The sequence below is a fragment of the Metasolibacillus sp. FSL K6-0083 genome (genome assembly GCF_038630865.1).
Classification (GTDB): Bacteria; Bacillota; Bacilli; order Bacillales_A; family Planococcaceae; genus Metasolibacillus; species Metasolibacillus fluoroglycofenilyticus.
Map to the genome: position 1 here is coordinate 843,475 of NZ_CP152046.1, position 20,776 is coordinate 864,250.

Genomic DNA, 20,776 nt, shown 5'->3' on the forward strand with positions numbered 1-20,776 from the left:
TATCCAAATAGAAAAGATGTTCTTTGGAAACATGATATTGGTTTAATGGCTTTTTTTCTAAATTAAAATGAATAAGTTAAATCAGATTTTATTGCATTAAAAAAGGGCTGCCTTTTCAGACAGCCCTCGCCCTTTCATTGTGGTTGGTAGCCCTAGATGAAAGGTTTTTTACTCACCACGTAAGCTATAAATAAATGCTTGTGGTACATATGTTTTATTTTTCTCAAGTAATGCAGGGGCTGCTTCCAGTTGTTTAATCGCACGATTATGAGCATATTCCTTTTGCCCACGCGTAATTTCATATGAAGCATTACCTTTTGTTAAAATTGCCCCATTCCCAGTTGACTTCACTGTATAACCTAGTTCTTCAGCTAAAATGCGTAATGGCACCATTTTTACACCAGCAATTTCATAGTGGTCATGTGCAATAATTTCTGATATGATGTCTTCCACTTCAACAATTGGCGGCGGTGTTGTAGATTGTTCCTCGCTATCAAGTACAACTATTTTTGATGGTGTCGTTTGAGCTGGAATGCTACGAGTTGAAATTGTATAAAATACGACAGCCTCTTTATTAATCACATCAGCCTGCGTCAATTTTTCACCCGCTCTGTTTGTGATAACAGTATCCTCCGCAATGTTTAGCTTTAATGTATTTTCTTTATTGATGAAGTTTTCATCGAATGTACTTACATTTACGAAGCCTACCTCTTCTGTTTCAACAATAATTACTTCTGGTGCATATTGTGGTGGATAAATTAAAATAACCGGCTTACTGCTATCTACATAGGCTGTAAATTTCATGCCTTTTTTCAATTCTACTTTTTTGCCTGTATTATCTAAGACAATTGTGTCTTCGTCGATTGCTAAATTGAATGGATTTTCTTTGTCTTCATTTGTTAATAATTGTGAACCATTCTCACGCGTATTAATATCGCCAATGACACCTGTAAATTCAATAAAGTCTGCTACTTCTTCCTCAGGCTGAACAACCTCAGCCTCTACTGTCTCTAAAACGACTACATGATACGGACTTGTTTGCGCTGGAATGCTAAATGTTGCTGGACCATAAAAAACAATTGCTTCTTTGCCAACGATATCCTCTTGCGTTAATTTTTCACCAGCTAAGTTTGTAATTTGTGATTCCTCTGATAAATTTAACTTTAATGTATTTTCTTTATTGACAAAGTTTTCATCAAATATTCCTACTTCTACAGTACCCATATCACTTGTTTCTATGACTACTACCTCTGGATTATACTGTGGTGGATAAATCATAAGCATTGGCTTATTTTTATTAACGAATGCTGTAAATGACATACCCTCTTTTAAATCCGCTTTTTTACCAGTGTTATCTAAAACTAATGTGTCTTCTTGGATAACTAATGAGAAAATGTTTTCACCTTGTTCAATTGTCGTGAATAGAGCACCGTTATCACGTTTTTCAATTTTACCTAATTTACCTTTTAGTTGGATGAAGTTTGTTGCTACTTCTTCCTTCACTTCATTCGAAATTGGCTCTGCTTTGTCTTGCGCGAAAGCAAGGGGTGCTGTAACTGCAGATGTTGCTAACGTAGCTGTTAGTGCCATTGTCATTGCTTTTTTCATCATCTATTTCTCTCCTTTAAGCACGTTTCACAGTATTAGTCGTAGCATACGCAAAAAGGTTACAAAAAACTTAATTTAATTTTTTTTCTTTTAAAATGGATGTTACAATATGCAGCGAATCCCACTCACCACGTGAAAAACGGGTAATAGGATAGTTTTTCGTGAATAGCTGTTTATTGATTTCCCTAGCGGTGAGACCTTGCTTATGTAGGGAGAGTATTTTCTCTTGCAGTGTTAATAAATATTCCTCTTTCGCTTGCAGTGCTTTACGTCCATTTTTCAATAAGCCACCATGACTACAAAAAACATCCTGAAAATCATATGCTAATACCTTTTGCAATGACTGAATGATTGTTGGTATACTTTCATCACTTAAAATAAGTCTCGTTTTTGTTGTCACATATAAATCACCCGTAAATAGCTGACCTGTTTCTTTATTTAGGAATGCAATGTGGTCAATCGCATGCCCCGGTGTTTGAATGACATCCCATTCAGCCGTTTTCGAGCTAAATGTGCTTGCAATTGGCTGTGCTTGAAACGCTTTGCGCGCCCCCCAAAATACTTTACGATAAAATGGATACGCTGCTTTTTCTGCGCATTCCTTTAGCAATGTTCGTTCAATATAAACAGGATAGCCTTGCTGTTGTAGAAAGGCAGCATTACCTGAATGATCCTCATGATGGTGCGTTAAGATAACTTGCTCGAACTGCTGCTCCTTTAAAAATTGCTGAAATAGCTTACGTAGAGAATAGGCCCCTGTATCAATGCATATACCATCAACAATATAGCTATATACATTTAACTGAACGCCTTGAAGGGCTACTGTCCCATTTCCGTAAGTAACGCCATTAAATTCCCCTTGCTCAAACTGTTTTTTTAAAAGCATCTTTTTCTCCCCCATTATGAATGAGTATTCATTTAAAGCGTAAAAGAAGCGGTTGTCCAAAAGGGCTTCCCCACTAGACAACCAAGACTTCTATATTCATTTCTTACTTATTTTCCCCTGTTTCTACTTCATAGGCTGTAATCCAATCACTATAACTACCCACATATAGACGCAATTGCTCATAGCCCGCCTCTGTTAGTACTGCAAATAATGGTGACGCTGTGACACCAGAGCCGCAATATACAACAACTTCCTCATCCTTTTCTACTTTTGCAAGTAGCTCTTCTGTCGGGGCAAGCGAAGCGCCTTTCTTCACCTGCTCCCAATCAAAGTTTTTCGCCGTTGGAATATGACCAGCAACTGGATCAAGCGGCTCATGCTCTCCGCGGTAACGATTCGCTGCACGTGCGTCAAGTAATGTTGCTTGTTCTTTGCCGTCAGCTATATTTTTCACATCCTCACGCGCTGCATACATTTGCTCTTGCCATTGCAAAGTTAGGGTTGTTTGTGCATATTCTTTTTGTGCTGTCGTTACTTCAAACTTCTCTGCTAATGCAGAAAAGCCGCCATTGACAATATATACATTTGGGAAACCTGCAAACTTCAACATATACCAAGCACGTGCCGCAAACGGCATTCCACCTTGGTCATAAATATAGATGATATCTTCATAACGCAAGCCAGTGCGCTCAAATAATGATTGCAATTGCTCTTTTTTAGGCATTGGATGACGTCCTTCTTTACTCGTCATATCAGATAAATCACGATTTAGATCCCAGTACACTGCTCCGTTCATATGACCTTCTTTATACAATTGCAGCCCTTCATCTGCATTTGTCAAAGAAAAACGCGTATCAATAAAACGCGATTCTTCCTTTATTTCATCCACTGTGACAAATACTTTAGCCATAAATATCTCTCCCTTTTCTCCGTATTATTAGACTGTAAAATCTATTTTCGACCAACACGACATTGGTCACACAAGGGTTTTCACATTCTGTGAAAACCCTTGTGTTCCGCTATCACTAATCTGGGATATGCCAATGATTGAAAATACACTAAAGGTTAAGTGGAAGTTCAACTGCCCGTAAAAGCCCGATTGGTTCAACTAACAATCAGTGGGGATGAGGAAAACCCCCCACTGATTGAAGTTTCACTTTATTTAAGCTGAGCGTAAATCTCTTTCCACTCGCCTAATGCACTTTCCTCCTGTAGCAGGCGGCGCTCCGTAGCAATTTGCTCTAGTGCCTGTGCACGTATATATTGAGATAATGCATTTGCTTCATCTGCTACATAGCCTGCTACCCATTCACGTAATCTTGCTTTTTCGGCATCTAAATACAACTGTGCATCAGGCTTCGTTAATTGCTCTAATGCATCTTTTAAATGCTCTTTTTCATTTTTTTCGAAAAATGCTTTAACGTTTTTAAAATGCGATTTAACAGAAGTATATTTACTATGCTCTGTAAATGGGCCGGCAAATTCTAAAATTGTCGGCTTTGTTGGCTCATACGCAAGAAAGGCAAAGCTATTGTTTATTTCTTTCAAGCTACGCGCTTCCTCTTTAAAGCGCTCAGCAATGCGTTTTTCAACAAATTGCGTTAAGCGGAAGTTCGTCACACGTAGCTCCTGTGTAAAGTCGAAGCTTAATGCTTGCAGCACTTCCTTTAATGATGTTTCTAAAGCAGCCGCAGCAGGCATCGCGGCAAATTGCGATGGATTATAGCTTTCGCGGAAGAAATCCGGATAACGATAGTATACGCGCTGCATTACATAATATAATAGCTCATCTAGCTCTTGATTTGCGTCTGATTCCAACATCGCGGTTTGCACGCTTGTATATGCTTTTTCAATATGCTGCTCCAGCTGTGTGAGCTCCTCTAAACGGTCATCTTTACGTAAAAGATTCGCCTCCGTTTGCACGATTAAATCATGTAAACGCGCATGCGCCTTCTCGACTTCCTCTTGCAACGCTTGAACCGCAAGTGCTTGTAATTCGTCATTTAAGAAGTGCTGGAATGCCTCCTCAAACGCCGGCATACCTGAAGCTAAGTCTTGTGCCTGCTGCTTTTCACGCAATGCCTGCAAACTCGATACACCATAAAGGCGAGGGAAACGAATACCAAAGCGTTGCAATTCGCTACGCACATAATTTTTTACATCTTCCTCTTCCTCTTTCGTGTTTGCTAAATCGATAGCATTAACGACGAAGAACATTTTATCAAGCTCAAATGCATCTTTGACACGTCCAAGCTGAATTAAAAACTCACGGTCTGCTTTGGCAAAAGCATGATTATAATAGGTAATAAATAAAATCGCATCGGCATTGCGGATATATTCGAATGCTACACCTGTATGGCGCGCATTAATTGAATCTGCCCCAGGTGTATCAACGAGTGTGACACCCATTTTAGTAATTGGTGAATCATAATAAAAATCAATATTATCAACGAAGCACGATTTATTTTCCTGTGCAACAAATTGCTCAAACTGCTCACGATTGACACGTAGCACTTGACCAAGTTGCTCTTTAAATTCGTTATAGCCTTCTGCATATGCACGAATAAATGACTTATGAATATTCAAACGTTCATCTACTAGCTTCACTGCCAAGCCTTCTTCCGCACGTGTATAAGCTTCCTTTAAAGAGGAAACCGTTAAACCAATCGCGGCATACGAACCTTGAATATCTTCTAGCAGTTGCTCGGCTGTTTTTAGCTTTACATCTGCTGTTTCATGTGGATGCTCCGCAGTTACTGGACGAATTTTATTAATAGCGGCTGTCGTTGGGTTTGGTGACACAGGCAATACTTTTGAGCCCATCAGCGCATTTGAAAAGCTCGATTTCCCAGCGCTAAACGCCCCGAATAATGCAATGGTAAAATCCTTCTTTTGTAAACGCTCGACTTTTTTCTGTAAGAAGCTTGCGACTTCCGCAAAACCTTGCACATTACCAATCGCATTTGCAGTTTTTAATGCTTGCCTAATGACCTCTTCTGTTTGGTAGCTTGCATTCGCTACTTGTTGCTGCTCAAAATGTTCGACAATTTGCTGTTCCTCATCTTTAGCTAACATCTCTTCACTAAATGGGCGAATTTCTGCTAACGCTCGTTCAAAATCGCTTTGCCATTTTGCTGTTTGTGATTTAGCCAATGCGCGTGTTTCATTTTTCGCCTGCTTCATTTCTTTATCGCTATATGCTTTCTGTTCATCAAATTGCTGAATTTGACGAATCGCATCTACTTTCGGCTGAAGTGCTGCTGTTTTTAATTTCACTGGTGCACTCGCCTCTGTTGCTACTTGTGATAATAATGGCTTCTGCTCCTCAAGCCATGCATCCGTTGTGCGGATGAAAAATCGTTTTGTAGCTTCTGCCACACGGTTGGCAAAGTTCAATAAAGCATCGCCTGTCACAAGTGCACCAGACTGTACTTGCTCCTCAATAATGGAAAATGGCAAAGCAAAGCTGTGCTGGTCAATGGCCGTAGCACGCTCCTCATTTAAAGCACCAACATTTCTTAGCGCTTCTTTCATTAATGCTTTTATATGCCCAATAATTTGCGACTGTACTATCGCTTGGTAGGCAGCATTCGCCTCCTCAATACGACGCTCTCGTTCCTCCGCGGTTTTGCGCTTCGCACTAAATAACCCACCTACTTTAAAGTTTTCCTGCTTACTCTCTAAGTAGCTGCGTAGCTTCTCACGGAAATCTGCTGGAATAATAGCTACATTTGCTAATAAATCTTTGCGCTTTTCATCAAATGTTTGCTGCCATTCTTCATATGAGAATAACGTCGTTTGACGAGCTAAATATTCGTATTGCTCTAAAATATCTGCGCGAGTGTCCCAATCTTCTGCCTGCAGCACCTCCGCAAATTCCTCAAGGCTTTCTTCCTTTTGTTGCGCTAAAAAAGCCTCGTGCTCATGATGTAGCTTTTGCAGCGTGTTTTTCGCTGTCAGAACAAGCTGCTCCTGCCAATCCTTCATCGAGTCCATAACGATTTTTTTTACTTTTGTAAAATCATTATGCGGATGCTCCTTATCCTTTAATGAAGTAAAGAAAATATCTTTCGGCTCTACGCCCCATGCTGCGAATGATTGATGAACTGATTTACGGAAATCCTCGAAAGATAATTCGGCATCTCGGTGCTTATCGATTTGGTTAACAATTAAATAGACATTCGGATTATATTTCATCAATTGCTTCGTAAATTGGAAATTCAACTCGGATTGCACATGGTTATAGTCCATCGTATAAAAAACAATATCTGCAATATGCAGCGCTGATTCTGTACTCATCGCATGAGCATCATCTGTTGAGTCTACCCCCGGCGTATCCATTACCGTTACACCTAATGGTAAATTAGAGCCGCTATGGCCAATTTCAATTTGTGATACGAGCTCTCCGTTTTTGCTAAGCTCTTTTACTGTTTTAAAATCATAGCCTGCCTCAAATTTGACTGGCTTATCATGATGCATATAAACAATTGCATAATCCTCTTCTGCTTTATGTACTTTTACAATATTAGCACTTGTCGGAATCGGGCTTGCTGCTAAAATATCTTCACCTGATAAAGCATTAATCATGCTCGACTTCCCAGCCGAGAAATGTCCAGCAAAACCGATAACATATTCTTTTTGTAAAATTTTACGTGCAAATAAATTCAGCTTCTCCATACGCTCTATATCTTCATTATTTTTATAAATTATGTATTGGATTGCTGATTGCTGTAGCAGCTCCTGCAATTGTTGTTCAAAAACTTCCATTATACTGTAATACCCCTTTATTCTTATTGTTTCTGCATTTTGAGCGCGATGAACGCCCATAAACGCTACTTGCAAACAGTGTGAGCACCGATTGAAGTTTCACTTTATATAGTACCACGCTTTGTTCGAAAATTTCGCTATATAATTGAAAAAAACGAGGGTGATGTCTAAAAAACAGTACACTGTCTGCTATTTAGACGCTCTCGTTAATGCTTTTTCAAAGAATTTAGCAAATATTTAATGGAGAAGCAGAAGGCTGCCCGAAAAGATATAAACTTTTCGGACAGCCCCCTTTCGTCAACTCGATTTAATTGTATTTTTTAACACGTATGAGCCTATTGCTGCATATACAACAACTACGATGCCAGTCATCGCAAAAATCATACGGGACACCTCACTTAATTTGATACTGAGAATCATTTTCATATCTATTATACTAATATTTTTTCTTTGTCGTCAATCCACATTGTATTCTATATTTTTAGATGCTTTCATGATACTATTGAATAAATTAGCTAAAAGGATGTGGTATATTATGAGCACTTCGAAGCATGTACAAACGATTTTAAATGGGACAATACACTCATTAAAAACTATTTTACCAATGGACATAGATGTTAAATCCCCTTCTCTTACTACCGAGCCATACATACAGCAAGAAATGGGCGTACTCATTGGTTTAATTGGCGATTTAAAGGGTCGTATTATTATTGATAGTACACCAGAGGCATTTGGGTCAATCGGAGCTGCTATGTTTGGTATGCCACTAGAGGGGGCAATGCTAGAATCATTTACAGGCGAGCTTGGCAATATGATTGCTGGCAATCTCTGTACACATGTAGGCACTGAAAATTTAGAGCTAGATATCACACCTCCTACAGTAATGGTTGGTCATACAAAACTTTACGGTTTCCAACATGCTTTCCGTCTCCCTGCAACGCTCGGCGGTATTGGTGACATTACAATTTTACTAACAATTGATGATGAGGAATAATTACTGCGAAAACAGCTAGTAGGCATATGCCTACTAGCTGTTTTTATGAGGAAAACTCGTCCTTCATTTTATGAAAATATTACTCTTTCCATACTTCACATTTTTTTCACAAAATTTCGTAGCAACTGTGATTTTTATCACATCGTCATGTATGTGTTTTCTATATGATTAAAACAAGTACGAAATATACATCTAATAATAGGAGGGACAATGATGGCGAAAAAGAAGAAGGCGGAAGAAAACTTAAAAGGAACGCTTGTTATGACCTTAACCCTTGGCGGAATCATTATTTTAATATGGGCCTATTGCTTCAGCCTATTTATGGATCGTTTTTAAAGACATTAAACGTTAAAGGAGTTGAAAACAATGCATCTACATAAGTATGAAAAATGGTGGATGGTGTTTGGTGCTGGTACGCTAGTAGCTTTCTTAATTATTTTAGGTATCGGTGCTTTCCACAGTGGCTCACATCCAAATGACTCTAAAAAAACTATCGATTATGAGAGAGTTGAAGATTTCAAGCCATTTGACAATCCCGGTGTCCATAAAGTTGAGGGCAAGGATTGGGATTATGAAGTCGTACTAATTGCTTCAGCATTCAATTATAATCCCGGCGTCATTGAATTACCGGTAAATGCAAAAGTGAAATTTATCGCAACGACGAAGGATGTTATTCATGGATTCCAAGCAGCAGGAACAAACATTAATATGATGCTTGAACCTGGTTATATATCTGAATATACAACAGTCGTTAATAAAACAGGTGAATACTTAATCGTATGTAATGAATACTGCGGTACAGGGCATGCATTCATGTATTCTACATTAAAGGTGGTGGACCCAAATGCAACAAACGATGGTGAATAAAATTATGAAGGTTGACCCGCGCGATGCAAAGTTAGCCATGGCAAACTTTTATGTTGCATTTATCGCATTGCTTGTCGGCGGTTTAGCTGGTTTATTACAAGTATTAGTTCGTTCAGGTCAATTTAAGTTACCTTGGGGCATTGGTTATTATCAGGTTTTAACAGTTCACGGTGTATTACTCGGTCTTATTTTAACAACATTCTTTATTTTAGGCTTCCAAGTCGCTGCAATTAGCCGCACAGTAGGACCTCTTACGGACGGACAACGCAAAATTGGTTGGTTAGGCTTCTGGCTTATGACTGCTGGTACTGTAGCAGCTTCTGTCATGGTACTTTTAAACAAAGCCACTGTATTATTTACTTTCTATGCACCATTAAAAGCGCACTGGATTTTCTATTTAGGCTTAACATTCGTAGTAGTAGGTTCTTGGACATTAATCGCACCTCAAATTATGCGCTTTTTCGCTTGGCGCAAAGAGAATAAGGGTGAAACTTCTCCCCTCTTAGCATTTATGGTGACGGTAAATAACTTTCTTTGGATTGTCGCAACATTAGGCGTTGCTATTGAAGTATTATTCATGCTTTTACCATGGTCATTAGGTTTGGTTGAGCGCGTAGATGTGCTTTTAAGCCGTACATTTTTCTGGTATTTCGGGCATGCGCTTACGTATTTCTGGTTACTACCTGCTTATATGGCATGGTACACAATTGTACCGAAAATTATCGGTGCAAAAATTTTCTCTGACGCATTAGCTCGCTTAGCATTTTTACTATTTCTCATCTTCTCTGTGCCAATTGGTATTCACCACCAATTAACAGAGCCGGGTATCGATGGACTATGGAAGTTCATTCAAGTTGTTTTAACATTCTTCGTAACCGTGCCATCATTATTAACAGCATTCGCCATGTTTGCGACGTTCGAGTTGCGCGGGCGTGAGCTAGGTAGTAAAGGGCTTTTAGGCTGGTTTAAAGCTTTGCCATGGAAGGATAGTCGATTTTTACTACCTTTCATCGGAATGGTTGCTTTCATTCCTGGTGGTGCAGGCGGTATTGTCAATGCATCACACCAAATGAACCAGCTTGTTCATAATACAATTTGGATTACTGGCCACTTCCATTTAACAGCAGCAACAACTGTTGCCTTAACATTTTTCGGGGTTGCCTTCTGGCTAATTCCACACTTAACAGGACGTGTACTAACAAAAAAGCTAAACTTCTTAGGTGTAATTGTCGGTATTTTATGGGCTACAGGTATGTTCATCATGTCGAGCGCAATGCATATTGTTGGCTTACTTGGTGGTGCACCTCGCCGCTCAGAATACTCTGAGTATGGTGGTGCAACACAAGCAATGGAATGGATTCCATACCAAATTGCCCAGGCTGTTGGTGGCACGATTCTCTTCATCGCCATCATCCTAATTACGTATCTAGTTATTCAGTTAGCCTTTTTTGCACCAAAGGGCGAGCAAGATTTCCCTCTTGCAGAATTAGCACCTGGCGCAGAAAAAACACCTGCTATACTTGAAAACTTTAAAGTATGGGGCGTTATTTTATTAGCGATTATTCTTTTCGCTTATACAGTTCCAATCATTGATATTATTCAAAACGCGCCACCTGGCTCAAAAGGCTTCAACAATCTTTGGTAATGTAGAAAAAGCGTCCGTCAAGCACTGCTTGGCGGACGCTTTTGATGATGCAACTCCAAAGTGTTTGCCCTTAAAGACAGAGAGGGGCTTCTTTGAAAATGGGATAAATAAGCGGATTGTCTTTTGAACTAAAATAAACAAATGAAAATTAAATTTGCATTCGCAAAATGGAGCAGCTTTCTTCACTCAATCACTTCAAAAATTATTTTTGCTTCTAGTTTATATATATCCCCTATTATTTCATCTATCCCAAAATGGGTAGTTGCTTTAATTTCATACTGTCCTGGTGGAAAGTTCATCTTTGCCATTTGTTGAAATAGCTCCTCACTATACGGCTTACCGCCCTGCCCTTCTATATAGGCACCTCCAGAAAAGCCGTAATCCTCTACTAAAGGTTGTCCCTTCGTTAATTTTGTATAAATAAGCGGTTCATTCATGGCAGCACCAAAATGATAATCTTCCGTTAAATTTGTCGTCTCTAAAAATAACCACGAGCCACCATGTGCTATATTGATAGCTGACTCCTCCCCTTCATAAATAAGCTCCGCCCGAATGGCCAACTTTTCCCCTACTTTATATTGCTCCTTATCTGAGATGAGCTTTAATATAAACGGCTCCTCCTCTACTTGCGCTGTTGCTTGATTGAAGATTGACATGGGTGGCTCCTCCTGTTGTGACTGTGTGGCTCCACAAGCTGTGAGTAGCATTGTTAACCCTATAATTGAAAGCAATTTCACCGCTGCTCCCTCCTTTTATAGAAGTAGACGACTTAGAGGTTTATTTGTTACATAAGCTGATGATTTCATATGATGACCTTACCATATCGGTATGTCATGTCTAAATGTTTAATCTGTTAGAAGTACAGAAAATCTCAGTCTTTTTATTTCACAAATTTCAGAAGTGTGACTCAAAGTCTGTTGACTCAAAGTCGACATTTAACTAAAATTTGCTTGGTAAGATTTGCATAAAGGATGGGTTAAATGAATATTAAAGATAAAATTGGGCTGAGAATCAAGGAATTAAGAAAGCAAAATGAAATTAGTCAAGAAGGCTTAGCATATAAAACGGGTCTAGATAGAACATATATAAATAGTGTGGAGAATGGAAGAAGAAATGTGACAATAGAAACTTTAGAAAAAATCGCCAATGGTTTTGATATGAATATTTATGAATTCTTCAATACTAATTTTTTTAAGGGGGAATAAAATAGTGGATTTTAAAGCATATGAAAAACAATTATGTAAAAGCATAGAGCAAGAAGTTGAAAAAATTATACAAGCTAACCTACACTTAAATATCCGTGCAAAAGCAAGGGCTGGTGCTGAAATAAGCGATTATTTAGAGGAACACTTTGTGATTTCTATTAATAACAATAATCATCCGTATTTAACTGATGCCGAACAAGCACCTAGAGGAGCAACTAAAAATCCATATGACGCCAAATGTTATTTTGATTATATGGGAAGAAAAGAGCTAATTTGGATAGACTTTAAAGCTTTTAAAACATCTTCATTAGATAGTAATCCTGATATTGGAACGCCGAATAAAGTAATTAAATTTATTAAGGAAGGGCATTTCTATTTAATATTTGTACTAGCCTACTATGAGGAAGATGGTGAAGGATTAAAGTTCGTCGAACACTCCGGGAAATATACAAAGGTTTATCCATTGAAAGATGTCAACCATACTTTTCGATTAAACCCTAAACCACAGCTGCAAGTGAATATGTCTGCTGAACCGGAATATAGAACGAGAGAACAATTTATTGAATTATTAATTCAAAAGCATAGGGAAAGTTATAATAGAAATATCATTGCCTTAAATCAAAAAATTGATAAGCTAGATGATATTTATATCCAACTTATCAATTCGAATAGGGACTCGGAAAAACAGTAGTTTAGTACATTTCAATATGCTCAAAGATAAACTTTTTCTCAGCCTCATTTATTCCGTAGTAATCAAAAAGTACATTGTTAATTTGCTCTATACCAAGTGATGTTTCAATCGTATTTGAAATGATTTCATCGGTAATTTCTAAAAGTTGATTCACAATGTTTTCGTCAAAGGTTAGTCGAATTTGTTTCAAATCACCAACCTTAATTTGCGGTTGTTTCCCTTTTGAAATTCGAATAATTCTTTTACATAAAGAGTAAAAAGTAAGTATAGTGGAATTGAGTTGAGCGCAAGTAACTTTTAATTTATTTACTGAGATTTCATCATCCTTCATCTCAGATAAGCAGTATAGACTATTATTTGCAGCTGCTGTTTCAAAGGATAATGTTGCAATTAATTGCTTTGCAGATTGCCTAATAAAAATTTTAGGTGATTTATATACTTCTAACTGCCCTAACCCAATTCTTTTCTTATTTTTAATTCCTTGTTTCTCAAGCTGTTCTTTTAATTCATCATTGATTCTGTCTTGTAACGGTTTGTTATACACGAAATATTTATCAAAGCTAAGTTCGCTAAAGGGCCCTTTTAAGCTCTTTGAACCTACATAATAAGGCATAATTTCATGAGGTGTTTCAATTTTTTCCTTATAGGTAAATCTATCCTCCATATCCAATAACATTGTACACGTTCTCAATGATTTACCGGGGAAAATAGAGAGGAGTGGCACGGACTTCTCCTCAATCTTCTTTAAAATTTCACTAGCCCGATGATCAATAATTGAAAATTTATTCTCTTCCTCTTCATACCAATTTTTCTGAAGTATTATTTGTTTTTCGCCTGTTTCATAATTTAAAACAGTAACTTTATTTTCTAGGTTTTCAGCTAAATTGCTATTTTTTTGTAAAGATATTATCACTTGTCCGCTTCCTACGCCATCGAATGTCGATAAATCAATTATTAAATATTTTATTTTAGTCTTTTCTATAATGTATTTTCTCAAATATTTATACGCTGTTTCAAATAAACTGACATCAACAATAAATGATATAGAGCCATTTTCCTTTAACCAGTCTATTGATTGTTCAAAGAAAAACATCGTCATATTAAACTTACCATTCTTCACATGAGATGGGACAAATTTATAATTATCAATATAATAATTTCTTTTTTCTTCTGATTTTTTCACACTTCTCCTACCATATAATGTAATATACGGTGGATTTCCTAAAACATAATCAAATTTATAAGCATCATCAGCAAGACAGTTAATTTTAATATTTTTAGCCTCTTCTGTTTCTACAAAATATAAATTACTATTAAACATCTCCATCTGTTCAATTTTATTTTCAGGCTTAAAAGTTGTATCAGTTACAAAAACTTTTGGATTTAATTCGTTTATTAGCTTCGAATCTTCAAATAAATATGACATCAAACAATAAATATTAAGCTTTGTGAAAAAAACCATTTCATTTGAAATATCAAAACCAATAATATTGTTATTCACAAATTTTATAATTTCGTTTTTCGAGTAGCCATTATCAAATAGGCTTTGAATAATCATCAGTATAAAAATTCCTGTACCACACGAAGGTTCAAGAATTTTCTTATCAATAATCGAATCAGATTTAAAATCAATTATATTATTGATTATTAGCTTTACGACATCTATATTGCTTGTGAAAAATTGCCCTTTTTGCTTTAATTCATCAATAGTATAGGTAGAATTAATTTCTAATGAAATTCGTATGAAAAACTCTAAAATATTTTTATCTGAAGTTGTTTGCGAATCGTCCAAAACTATATTTGTAGGTAATAATGAAACTATATTTACTGATTTCGTATGTTTAAAAAACGCATAATATTCATTAAACACTTTTTTAAACTTTAAAGAATCCATAATCCTTGATTCCAATTCTTTCTCTTGTACTACCATTTTTTATAGACCCCTTACTTTCAATGTAGATTATAAGTCACGTTAATGATATGCTAGTTTAATTTGACAGTCAACATTTTTATCATACAGTATATCCAACTAAAAAAACATGTTGAAATAAACTGAAGCTTTAAGCAATAAGGTTTTTATTTTGCTAATGGGATAGAAAAGAGGCATCGGAAAATGATTTTCCGAACGCCTCTTTTATTATTATAGCTGGTAAAGCTTTGTATATTTTTCTTTTAAATAATTTGCTAAATATTGTGCATTTAAGCCTTCACCTGTCGCTTCATATAATAGCTCAAAAGGCTTTTTCAGCGCACCATATTGATGCACCTTGTCTGTTAACCATTCACGGATTGGTAATAGCTCGCCTTTCCCGCATAGCTCATCAAAGTTTGGTATATCCTTATCCATCGCATGCTTCCATTGAGCAGCGTACATATAGCCTAATGCATAGGATGGGAAGTAACCAAAGCTGCCGCCGCTCCAATGTGTATCCTGTAACACACCTTCTGCATCATTTGCTGGGCGAACACCTAAATATTCCTCGTACTTATCGTTCCATACTTGTGGTAAATCTTCCACTTGCAAATCGCCGTTAAATAGCTCTCGCTCGATTTCATAGCGAATCATAATATGCAATGGATATGTTAGCTCGTCTGCTTCAATACGAATTAATGAAGGCTCTACAAAATTAATTGCCGCTAAGAAATCTTCTACCGCTACATCGCCAAATTGAGCTGGTGAATGCTTTTGTAGCACTTCAAAATGACGCTTCCAGAAGTCTACATTGCGTCCTACGAAATTTTCATAAAATAGCGATTGTGATTCATGTATCCCCATTGACGTACCGCTAGCGAGTGGTAAGCCCATTAGTTTTGGATCAATATTTTGCTCGTATAAAGCATGACCACATTCATGAATTGTTCCAAAAACAGCAGAGCGGAAATCATTTTCATCATACTTTGTTGTCACACGAATATCACCACTATTCAGACCAATCATAAATGGATGCACCGTTTCATCTAAGCGTCCTGCATCAAAATCATAGCCTAGCTTTTCCAATAATTCTAATGATGCTGCACGCTGTCCCTCTTTCGGGAAGTGCTTAAAGAGCATCGCTGTATCTGGTTTATTTGGAGATGCTTGAATCGCCTGAACTAAAGGCACAATCGTTTCGCGTAGCTCACCAAACACTTTGTCTAAAATATCTGTTGTCATGTCTGGCTCATATTTATCTAGCAATGTGTTGTAAGCTGAGCCATTTTTAATGCCCCAATAGCCAATAAATTTCTTTTGATAAGCTACAATGTCTTTTAAATGCGGTAAGAATAAAGAGAAATCAGATTTTGCTTTTGCCTCTTCCCATGCATTTTCTGCCTTTGCCTGCAAAATCACATATTCCTTATACTCAGCAGCAGGAATTTTCTTAGATTCATCGTAATCTTTTTTCACTTCTTCAAACAAACGCTTTGTCACAAAATCAAGCTCATTTTGCTTTGCTTCGAGCTCTACAAGCATATTGCCTAGCTCTTCTGCTGTTTGCAATGCAAATAGCTCCGCAGATAATGTCCCGACAACCTCTGCTCGCTGCGCTAACCCCTTTTTCGGTGCACCTGTGCGCATATCCCAATAAATTACAGACAACGCCTCACCATAGTTTTGCATTTTCTTCACATAATCTACAAATTGTTGTTCAACTGTCATTTGTAAGCCTCCCTTTCCTCTCTATTATATTAGTTCGAGATTCGGAATGAAAGCATCAAATTAAGATAAGTACAATCGCCGATATGACAAAAAACATTGTCATGAACGCCCAAAGCCAATTCGCACGCTTAATTCCTTTTTTCACCTCAAAATACTCAGCTAATAATAATGATAGTACTAAGCCACCAGCAATCAAACCAATATGCACCGTCCCTAAATAGTAGCTAGAAACAATTAAAGGGGTCACAAAAATAACGGAATACATGATTTTCCATGACCAATGTAAGCTTTTCTTTTTACCATCCTCATCTCGAGTATAGCGATTTTTACTAATGAAGGCGGCATCAATAATTAATATGCTGAAAAAGGCAATCCACGCGTATTTTTTCCAACTTGTCGATACCGTTTGATTCAAAATTCTCTCAAATAATATATAAAGAGCGGACACATCCTCTTCATTCGTTAATACATATTTCTTGCCACCATAAACGTCGTATAATTCAAAACGTTCCCCATAGTTGCTAGCAAACTTTAAATAAAGCTGCTGACCGTTTTGAAAGGTCAAAAGTAGCTGATACAATTGTATTTGCTGGGGCAGTTGCCCATCCCAAGCCTGCTCAATAACCGTCACATCTGTTATAATGCGTTGAAAATCTTTCAATAGCTGAGGGTCATTCGTCGACCTTTTATTCATATACATAACTGAATTCAAATTCAAATTACGCTCGGGCTTCGTTGTAGATAGCACTGTTAATTGCTGTAATTCATCTGTTAACTGTATTTGCTGTTGCACTTGCTCCTCATGTTTTACATCAATGAAATAGAACAGCAATAAAATACAGGCAATGGAGGCAATCGCCAATTGACGCGCGAATAATTGCTTGCGAGTTGTTCGCAAATGCTGTGCTTTAATAGATTCCTTTTGCTGTTGGCGCTGCTTTTCATCCCATTCCACTCTCGTTATTTGCTGCAAACGTTCATCTAATTTCATCTATTTCACCCCCAAGCAGCTTTTGTAATGCCTTCATGCCGCGCTCTGTCCGATTGCGCACTTGTGTTTCACTGCATCTTAAAATTTTTGCTGTTTCTTTGATGGAGTAACCTTCAATTTTCCGTAGAACAATGCATTCCCTATACGCTAATTTTAATTGCCCTAGTGCAGCATATAGCTCGGCATCAGCCGCTTGCTTCAGCAACCAAGCCTCCGGTGTATATGTTTCCTCGGTTCCTTCATAGTTTACAATAAACGGAATAAACTGAATCAAACGTTTGCGCCTATAGTAATCGTAAACGATATTACGCGCAATGGTAACAAGCCATGTTTTAATATTGGCATCCCCGCGAAAGGTGATGCTACTTTTCAATGCTTTAACAAATGTATCCTGTGTCAAATCTTCAGCGGTTTCCTTATGGCCGACTAAAAAATAAATAAATTGAAATATTTCCTCGCTATATGTATCGTAGTGCTCCTCAATACGAAGCATGCGCATCCCCCCCTTATTTAATTAGACGGATGACATAAAAATTTTACTCACTTTTACTGCGTAAAATTTTTACGAGAATCTCGCTTAATTCCTCAGCCGTTTCCTGAAAATCACGCTGTGCCCACTTTAATGCTAAGCCTATAATGGCATTTGCTTGATATGTAACGAAATATTCACGCAGCGCCTCATCATAGCTAGAAACGTTCGTGCTTTGCTGCAAATTTAATGTAATTTGCTCTAGCAGCATATAATAATAAGCTAGTGGCACATTTTTAGAAAATACGATTCGATAAAAGCTTTCATATTTTTTAATATGATGAAAAATGCGAACCGTTTTCGGGTCAAGCTCTTTTATTTTCAACTGTGATTTTGTACGCAACGGCTCTAAATAAGCTTCGCGCAAATCGGCAATGATTTGCTCAAAAAAATCAGCAAAAAGAGCATCTACACTTTCATAGTGCAAATAAAATGTCCCACGATTAATTTGTGCTCTTTGGCAAAGCACCGATATTTTTATTTTCTCAAGTGGCATTTCTTTTAATAATGCGATTAATGATTCATGCAGCCGCTCTTTCGTTTTAATAATTCGCAAATCCACTGACATTTCCAACACTCCTATTCAACATTTTTTCATAAAACGTCGCTTAATGAACATCCTACGTTTTATTGCGTATTGAAAGCGTTATCACCTATAGATTATAATTTTTAATGAACAGATGTTCAATATTTTTTGTTTATCCACTCATCTAACATTAGGAGGAATTAGACATGAAATTACAAGGAAAAGTAGCAATCGTTACAGGGGCAGCATCAGGCATGGGTTTAGCAATTGCTGAGAGCTATGCGAAGGAAGGCGCAAAGGTAGTCGTTTCTGACTTGAATTTGGCAGGTGCTGAAGAAGTCGTAGCACAAATTAAAGCGGTGGGCGGCGAAGCTTTTGCGATTAATACAGATGTCACTTCTGAAGAAGATTTACAACGCTTATTCGATAAAACAATAGAAACATACGGTCAGCTTGATATTTTAGTCAACAATGCCGGCATTATGGATGGAATGGAGCCTGTTGGTGAGGTCGTAAATGAACGTTGGGCAAAAGTATTCGCTGTCAACACGACAGCGGTTATGCAGGCGATGCGACTTGCAACTGACATTTTCCTCAAGCAAGGTCACGGGGTATTTGTGAATAATATTTCAGCGGGGGGCTTATACGGGGCACGTGCAGGGGCAGCATACACTGCTTCTAAGCACGCAGTAGTCGGGCTTACAAAAAATACAGCCTTTATGTATGCCGACAAAAACATTCGCTGCAACGGCATCGCACCAGGAGGTGTAGCAACAAATATCGCTTCTTCCATGACGAGTGTTAGCCAAACAGGTATGCAGCGTCAACAGCTTGGTATGGCTATTAACCCTCGCATTGGCCAACCTTCAGAAATCGCTGCATTAGCCGTATTTTTAGGCTCTGACGATGCAAGCTTTATCAATGGTCAAGTCATCGCAGCAGACGGCGGCTGGACAGCTTATTAAGACGTACAAAAGGCAGTTTTAAAGACTGCTATTCAGACGTTTCGGTGATGTTTTATTAAAATCATCGCTATTTATAATATCGGTAGCGTTCAAAATGCTTGTTATGCAGGTTTTCTTGGACGCTACCGCAATTTTTATTACACCGTCTTATTAACAAAAAAAACTATCTGACAGCGTGCCATTACACTACTTTCAGATAGTTTTTTGATTAAGCCTTATTTGCACTAGCATTATCAAATTGGATTGCTGTAATATGCACATTCACTTCGCTCGTCTCAATTGCTGTCATATTAAAAATCGCTTGGCGAATTGATGCTTGAATATCTTTAGCTACTTTAGGTACTGTAAAGCCATATTTCACTGAGCAAAATACATCAATAACAATACGCCCATCCTCCGACATCGCAGATTTGATACCTTTTGAATGCACTTTTTTACCGAATTTTTCTACCACACCCGATGCAAAATTTCCGCGCGTCGCAGCTACACCTTCTACCTCTGTTGCAGCAATACCCGCTATAACCTCAATTACCTCAGGTGCTACCTCAATTTGCCCTAGCTCTTCTTTTCCTGTCGGCGTTGGTTGTACAAATGATGTTGGTTGTTTTTCAGCCATGTTCAGCCATCCTCTCTTTCTCTCGCATTGCTACTTAACTATAGCCATCTTCCACTTTTTATATTATACTACATTCCTTATGGAAAATGCTTAGCAATTGCATAGCAATTTTGTAGGGCATCCCAAAGGCCGTGCAGTTGCCGTTTTTGGGGATGCTGTTGTTAGTGTTTCATCAAAGCGTCCGCTTGATAAAATAGAAAGAGATTTAAAAAATGGATAGATGTGTTACACTTTTCAAAATGCCCTATTATTCGGTAGTTTAATTAATAAGCTAAATTGTTAAGTACAAAAACAGTATGATAGCTCAATCTAAGAATCAAAGGAGGGGTTTTATGTCTAAAACAGTGAATGTTGAATCCAAGGTCAAAGATATACAACAAGGAATTGCACTTTCGATTACTTTTTTTATTATAGGAGGGTTACTTTATTTTAACCCCTACTATACTGGTTCCATAGTTTTTTCATACTTATTAACCATATTATCTTTACTTATAGGAATAATTGGCCTTGGAATAGAACTAAATAAATTAGGAGACCAAACTGTCAAACTTGGCTTTGACGATTTAGGGATAGGCTTAGGCCTAGTAATTGCTTGGGCAACTATTTATTATTTTTTCCCGATATGGTGGGTTAACTTAATCACTCTTATTTTGCTTTTCTTTGGCATCTATGGAACAACAATAGGTGCTATTAAAGTTTTGAGAAATTTGTTCCTATCTAAAAAAAGTTTTTTATTGAAACTCCCTATTGTTATTGTTCAGTTTACTGCTTTTATTGCAGCTATTTTTACCATACTTAATATTCTCAAGATAATTTAACTTAAAACCATGTATAAAAGTATTTTCC

Annotated in this window: 19 protein-coding genes; 8 read left to right on the forward strand and 11 right to left on the reverse strand. The window is 37.5% G+C overall.

The window, feature by feature from the left end; genetic code table 11:
- Positions 1-168: 168 nt before the first annotated feature.
- The 4 genes from MHB51_RS03900 to MHB51_RS03915 form a co-directional block, all read right to left on the reverse strand.
- Positions 169-1,611 carry a stalk domain-containing protein gene (locus MHB51_RS03900; protein ID WP_342559029.1) on the reverse strand — a complete coding sequence of 481 codons (1,443 nt, stop codon included), beginning with the start codon at positions 1,609-1,611 and terminating at the stop codon, positions 169-171.
- A gap of 67 nt (positions 1,612-1,678) precedes the next feature.
- Positions 1,679-2,494 (reverse strand): MBL fold metallo-hydrolase, encoded by an 816-nt coding sequence (locus MHB51_RS03905; protein WP_342559030.1) that lies wholly within the window; start codon positions 2,492-2,494, stop codon positions 1,679-1,681.
- 103 nt (positions 2,495-2,597) lie between these two features.
- Positions 2,598-3,404: a sulfurtransferase gene (locus MHB51_RS03910; RefSeq protein WP_066163625.1), complete on the reverse strand. Its 807-nt coding sequence runs from the start codon at positions 3,402-3,404 to the stop codon at positions 2,598-2,600.
- A 248-nt stretch (positions 3,405-3,652) separates the two neighbouring features.
- The gene (locus MHB51_RS03915; protein ID WP_342559031.1) at positions 3,653-7,261 is read right to left on the reverse strand and encodes a dynamin family protein; all 3,609 of its coding nucleotides are present in this window, start codon (positions 7,259-7,261) and stop codon (positions 3,653-3,655) included.
- A 535-nt stretch (positions 7,262-7,796) separates the two neighbouring features.
- Here MHB51_RS03915 and MHB51_RS03920 point away from each other — a divergent pair.
- The 4 genes from MHB51_RS03920 to MHB51_RS03935 all read left to right on the forward strand — a co-directional run bounded on the left by MHB51_RS03920 (position 7,797) and on the right by MHB51_RS03935 (position 10,767).
- The gene (locus MHB51_RS03920; protein ID WP_066163629.1) at positions 7,797-8,255 is read left to right on the forward strand and encodes a chemotaxis protein CheX; all 459 of its coding nucleotides are present in this window, start codon (positions 7,797-7,799) and stop codon (positions 8,253-8,255) included.
- A 210-nt stretch (positions 8,256-8,465) separates the two neighbouring features.
- Entirely contained in the window at positions 8,466-8,591 is a 126-nt protein-coding gene (locus tag MHB51_RS03925) for a hypothetical protein (RefSeq protein WP_342559032.1), read from the forward strand.
- A 30-nt stretch (positions 8,592-8,621) separates the two neighbouring features.
- A complete protein-coding gene (locus MHB51_RS03930; protein ID WP_066163632.1) occupies positions 8,622-9,122 on the forward strand; it encodes a cytochrome c oxidase subunit II in 501 nt (166 codons plus the stop codon).
- On the forward strand, positions 9,100-10,767 hold the full coding sequence (locus tag MHB51_RS03935; RefSeq protein ID WP_154098159.1) for a cbb3-type cytochrome c oxidase subunit I: 1,668 nt from the start codon (positions 9,100-9,102) through the stop codon (positions 10,765-10,767). The genes MHB51_RS03930 and MHB51_RS03935 overlap by 23 nt, the downstream gene beginning before the upstream one ends.
- Positions 10,768-10,949: 182 nt before the next feature.
- Here MHB51_RS03935 and MHB51_RS03940 read toward each other — a convergent pair whose 3' ends face one another.
- A complete protein-coding gene (locus MHB51_RS03940) occupies positions 10,950-11,504 on the reverse strand; it encodes a hypothetical protein (RefSeq protein ID WP_342559033.1) in 555 nt (184 codons plus the stop codon).
- A gap of 243 nt (positions 11,505-11,747) precedes the next feature.
- Between MHB51_RS03940 and MHB51_RS03945 the strand changes: the two genes are divergently transcribed.
- Both MHB51_RS03945 and MHB51_RS03950 read left to right on the forward strand, forming a co-directional pair.
- A complete protein-coding gene (locus tag MHB51_RS03945) occupies positions 11,748-11,972 on the forward strand; it encodes a helix-turn-helix transcriptional regulator (protein WP_066163636.1) in 225 nt (74 codons plus the stop codon).
- A 4-nt stretch (positions 11,973-11,976) separates the two neighbouring features.
- Positions 11,977-12,663, forward strand: a complete 687-nt coding sequence (locus MHB51_RS03950; protein ID WP_066163638.1) for a hypothetical protein — start codon at positions 11,977-11,979, stop codon at positions 12,661-12,663.
- 1 nt (position 12,664) lies between these two features.
- Here the strand turns inward: MHB51_RS03950 and MHB51_RS03955 are convergent, their stop codons facing one another.
- The 5 genes from MHB51_RS03955 to MHB51_RS03975 form a co-directional block, all read right to left on the reverse strand.
- The gene (locus MHB51_RS03955) at positions 12,665-14,593 is read right to left on the reverse strand and encodes a TaqI-like C-terminal specificity domain-containing protein (RefSeq protein ID WP_066163642.1); all 1,929 of its coding nucleotides are present in this window, start codon (positions 14,591-14,593) and stop codon (positions 12,665-12,667) included.
- Between the two features lie 210 nt (positions 14,594-14,803).
- Positions 14,804-16,303: a carboxypeptidase M32 gene (locus tag MHB51_RS03960; RefSeq protein WP_342559034.1), complete on the reverse strand. Its 1,500-nt coding sequence runs from the start codon at positions 16,301-16,303 to the stop codon at positions 14,804-14,806.
- A 55-nt stretch (positions 16,304-16,358) separates the two neighbouring features.
- On the reverse strand, positions 16,359-17,294 hold the full coding sequence (locus tag MHB51_RS03965) for a hypothetical protein (protein ID WP_066163644.1): 936 nt from the start codon (positions 17,292-17,294) through the stop codon (positions 16,359-16,361).
- Entirely contained in the window at positions 17,281-17,787 is a 507-nt protein-coding gene (locus MHB51_RS03970; RefSeq protein ID WP_342559035.1) for an RNA polymerase sigma factor, read from the reverse strand. Before MHB51_RS03970 ends, MHB51_RS03965 begins: the two co-directional genes overlap by 14 nt.
- A 43-nt stretch (positions 17,788-17,830) precedes the next feature.
- Positions 17,831-18,391 (reverse strand): TetR-like C-terminal domain-containing protein, encoded by a 561-nt coding sequence (locus MHB51_RS03975; protein WP_066163648.1) that lies wholly within the window; start codon positions 18,389-18,391, stop codon positions 17,831-17,833.
- Positions 18,392-18,555: 164 nt separating this feature from the next.
- On the opposite strand from MHB51_RS03975, the gene MHB51_RS03980 reads away from it, so the two are divergent.
- A complete protein-coding gene (locus MHB51_RS03980; protein ID WP_066163650.1) occupies positions 18,556-19,314 on the forward strand; it encodes an SDR family oxidoreductase in 759 nt (252 codons plus the stop codon).
- Positions 19,315-19,522: 208 nt separating this feature from the next.
- Here MHB51_RS03980 and MHB51_RS03985 read toward each other — a convergent pair whose 3' ends face one another.
- Complete coding sequence (locus MHB51_RS03985) at positions 19,523-19,930, reverse strand: Asp23/Gls24 family envelope stress response protein (protein ID WP_066163653.1); 408 nt, start codon at positions 19,928-19,930, stop codon at positions 19,523-19,525.
- Between the two features lie 332 nt (positions 19,931-20,262).
- On the opposite strand from MHB51_RS03985, the gene MHB51_RS03990 reads away from it, so the two are divergent.
- A complete protein-coding gene (locus MHB51_RS03990; protein ID WP_066163654.1) occupies positions 20,263-20,748 on the forward strand; it encodes a hypothetical protein in 486 nt (161 codons plus the stop codon).
- The last annotated feature ends 28 nt before the right edge of the window (positions 20,749-20,776 follow it).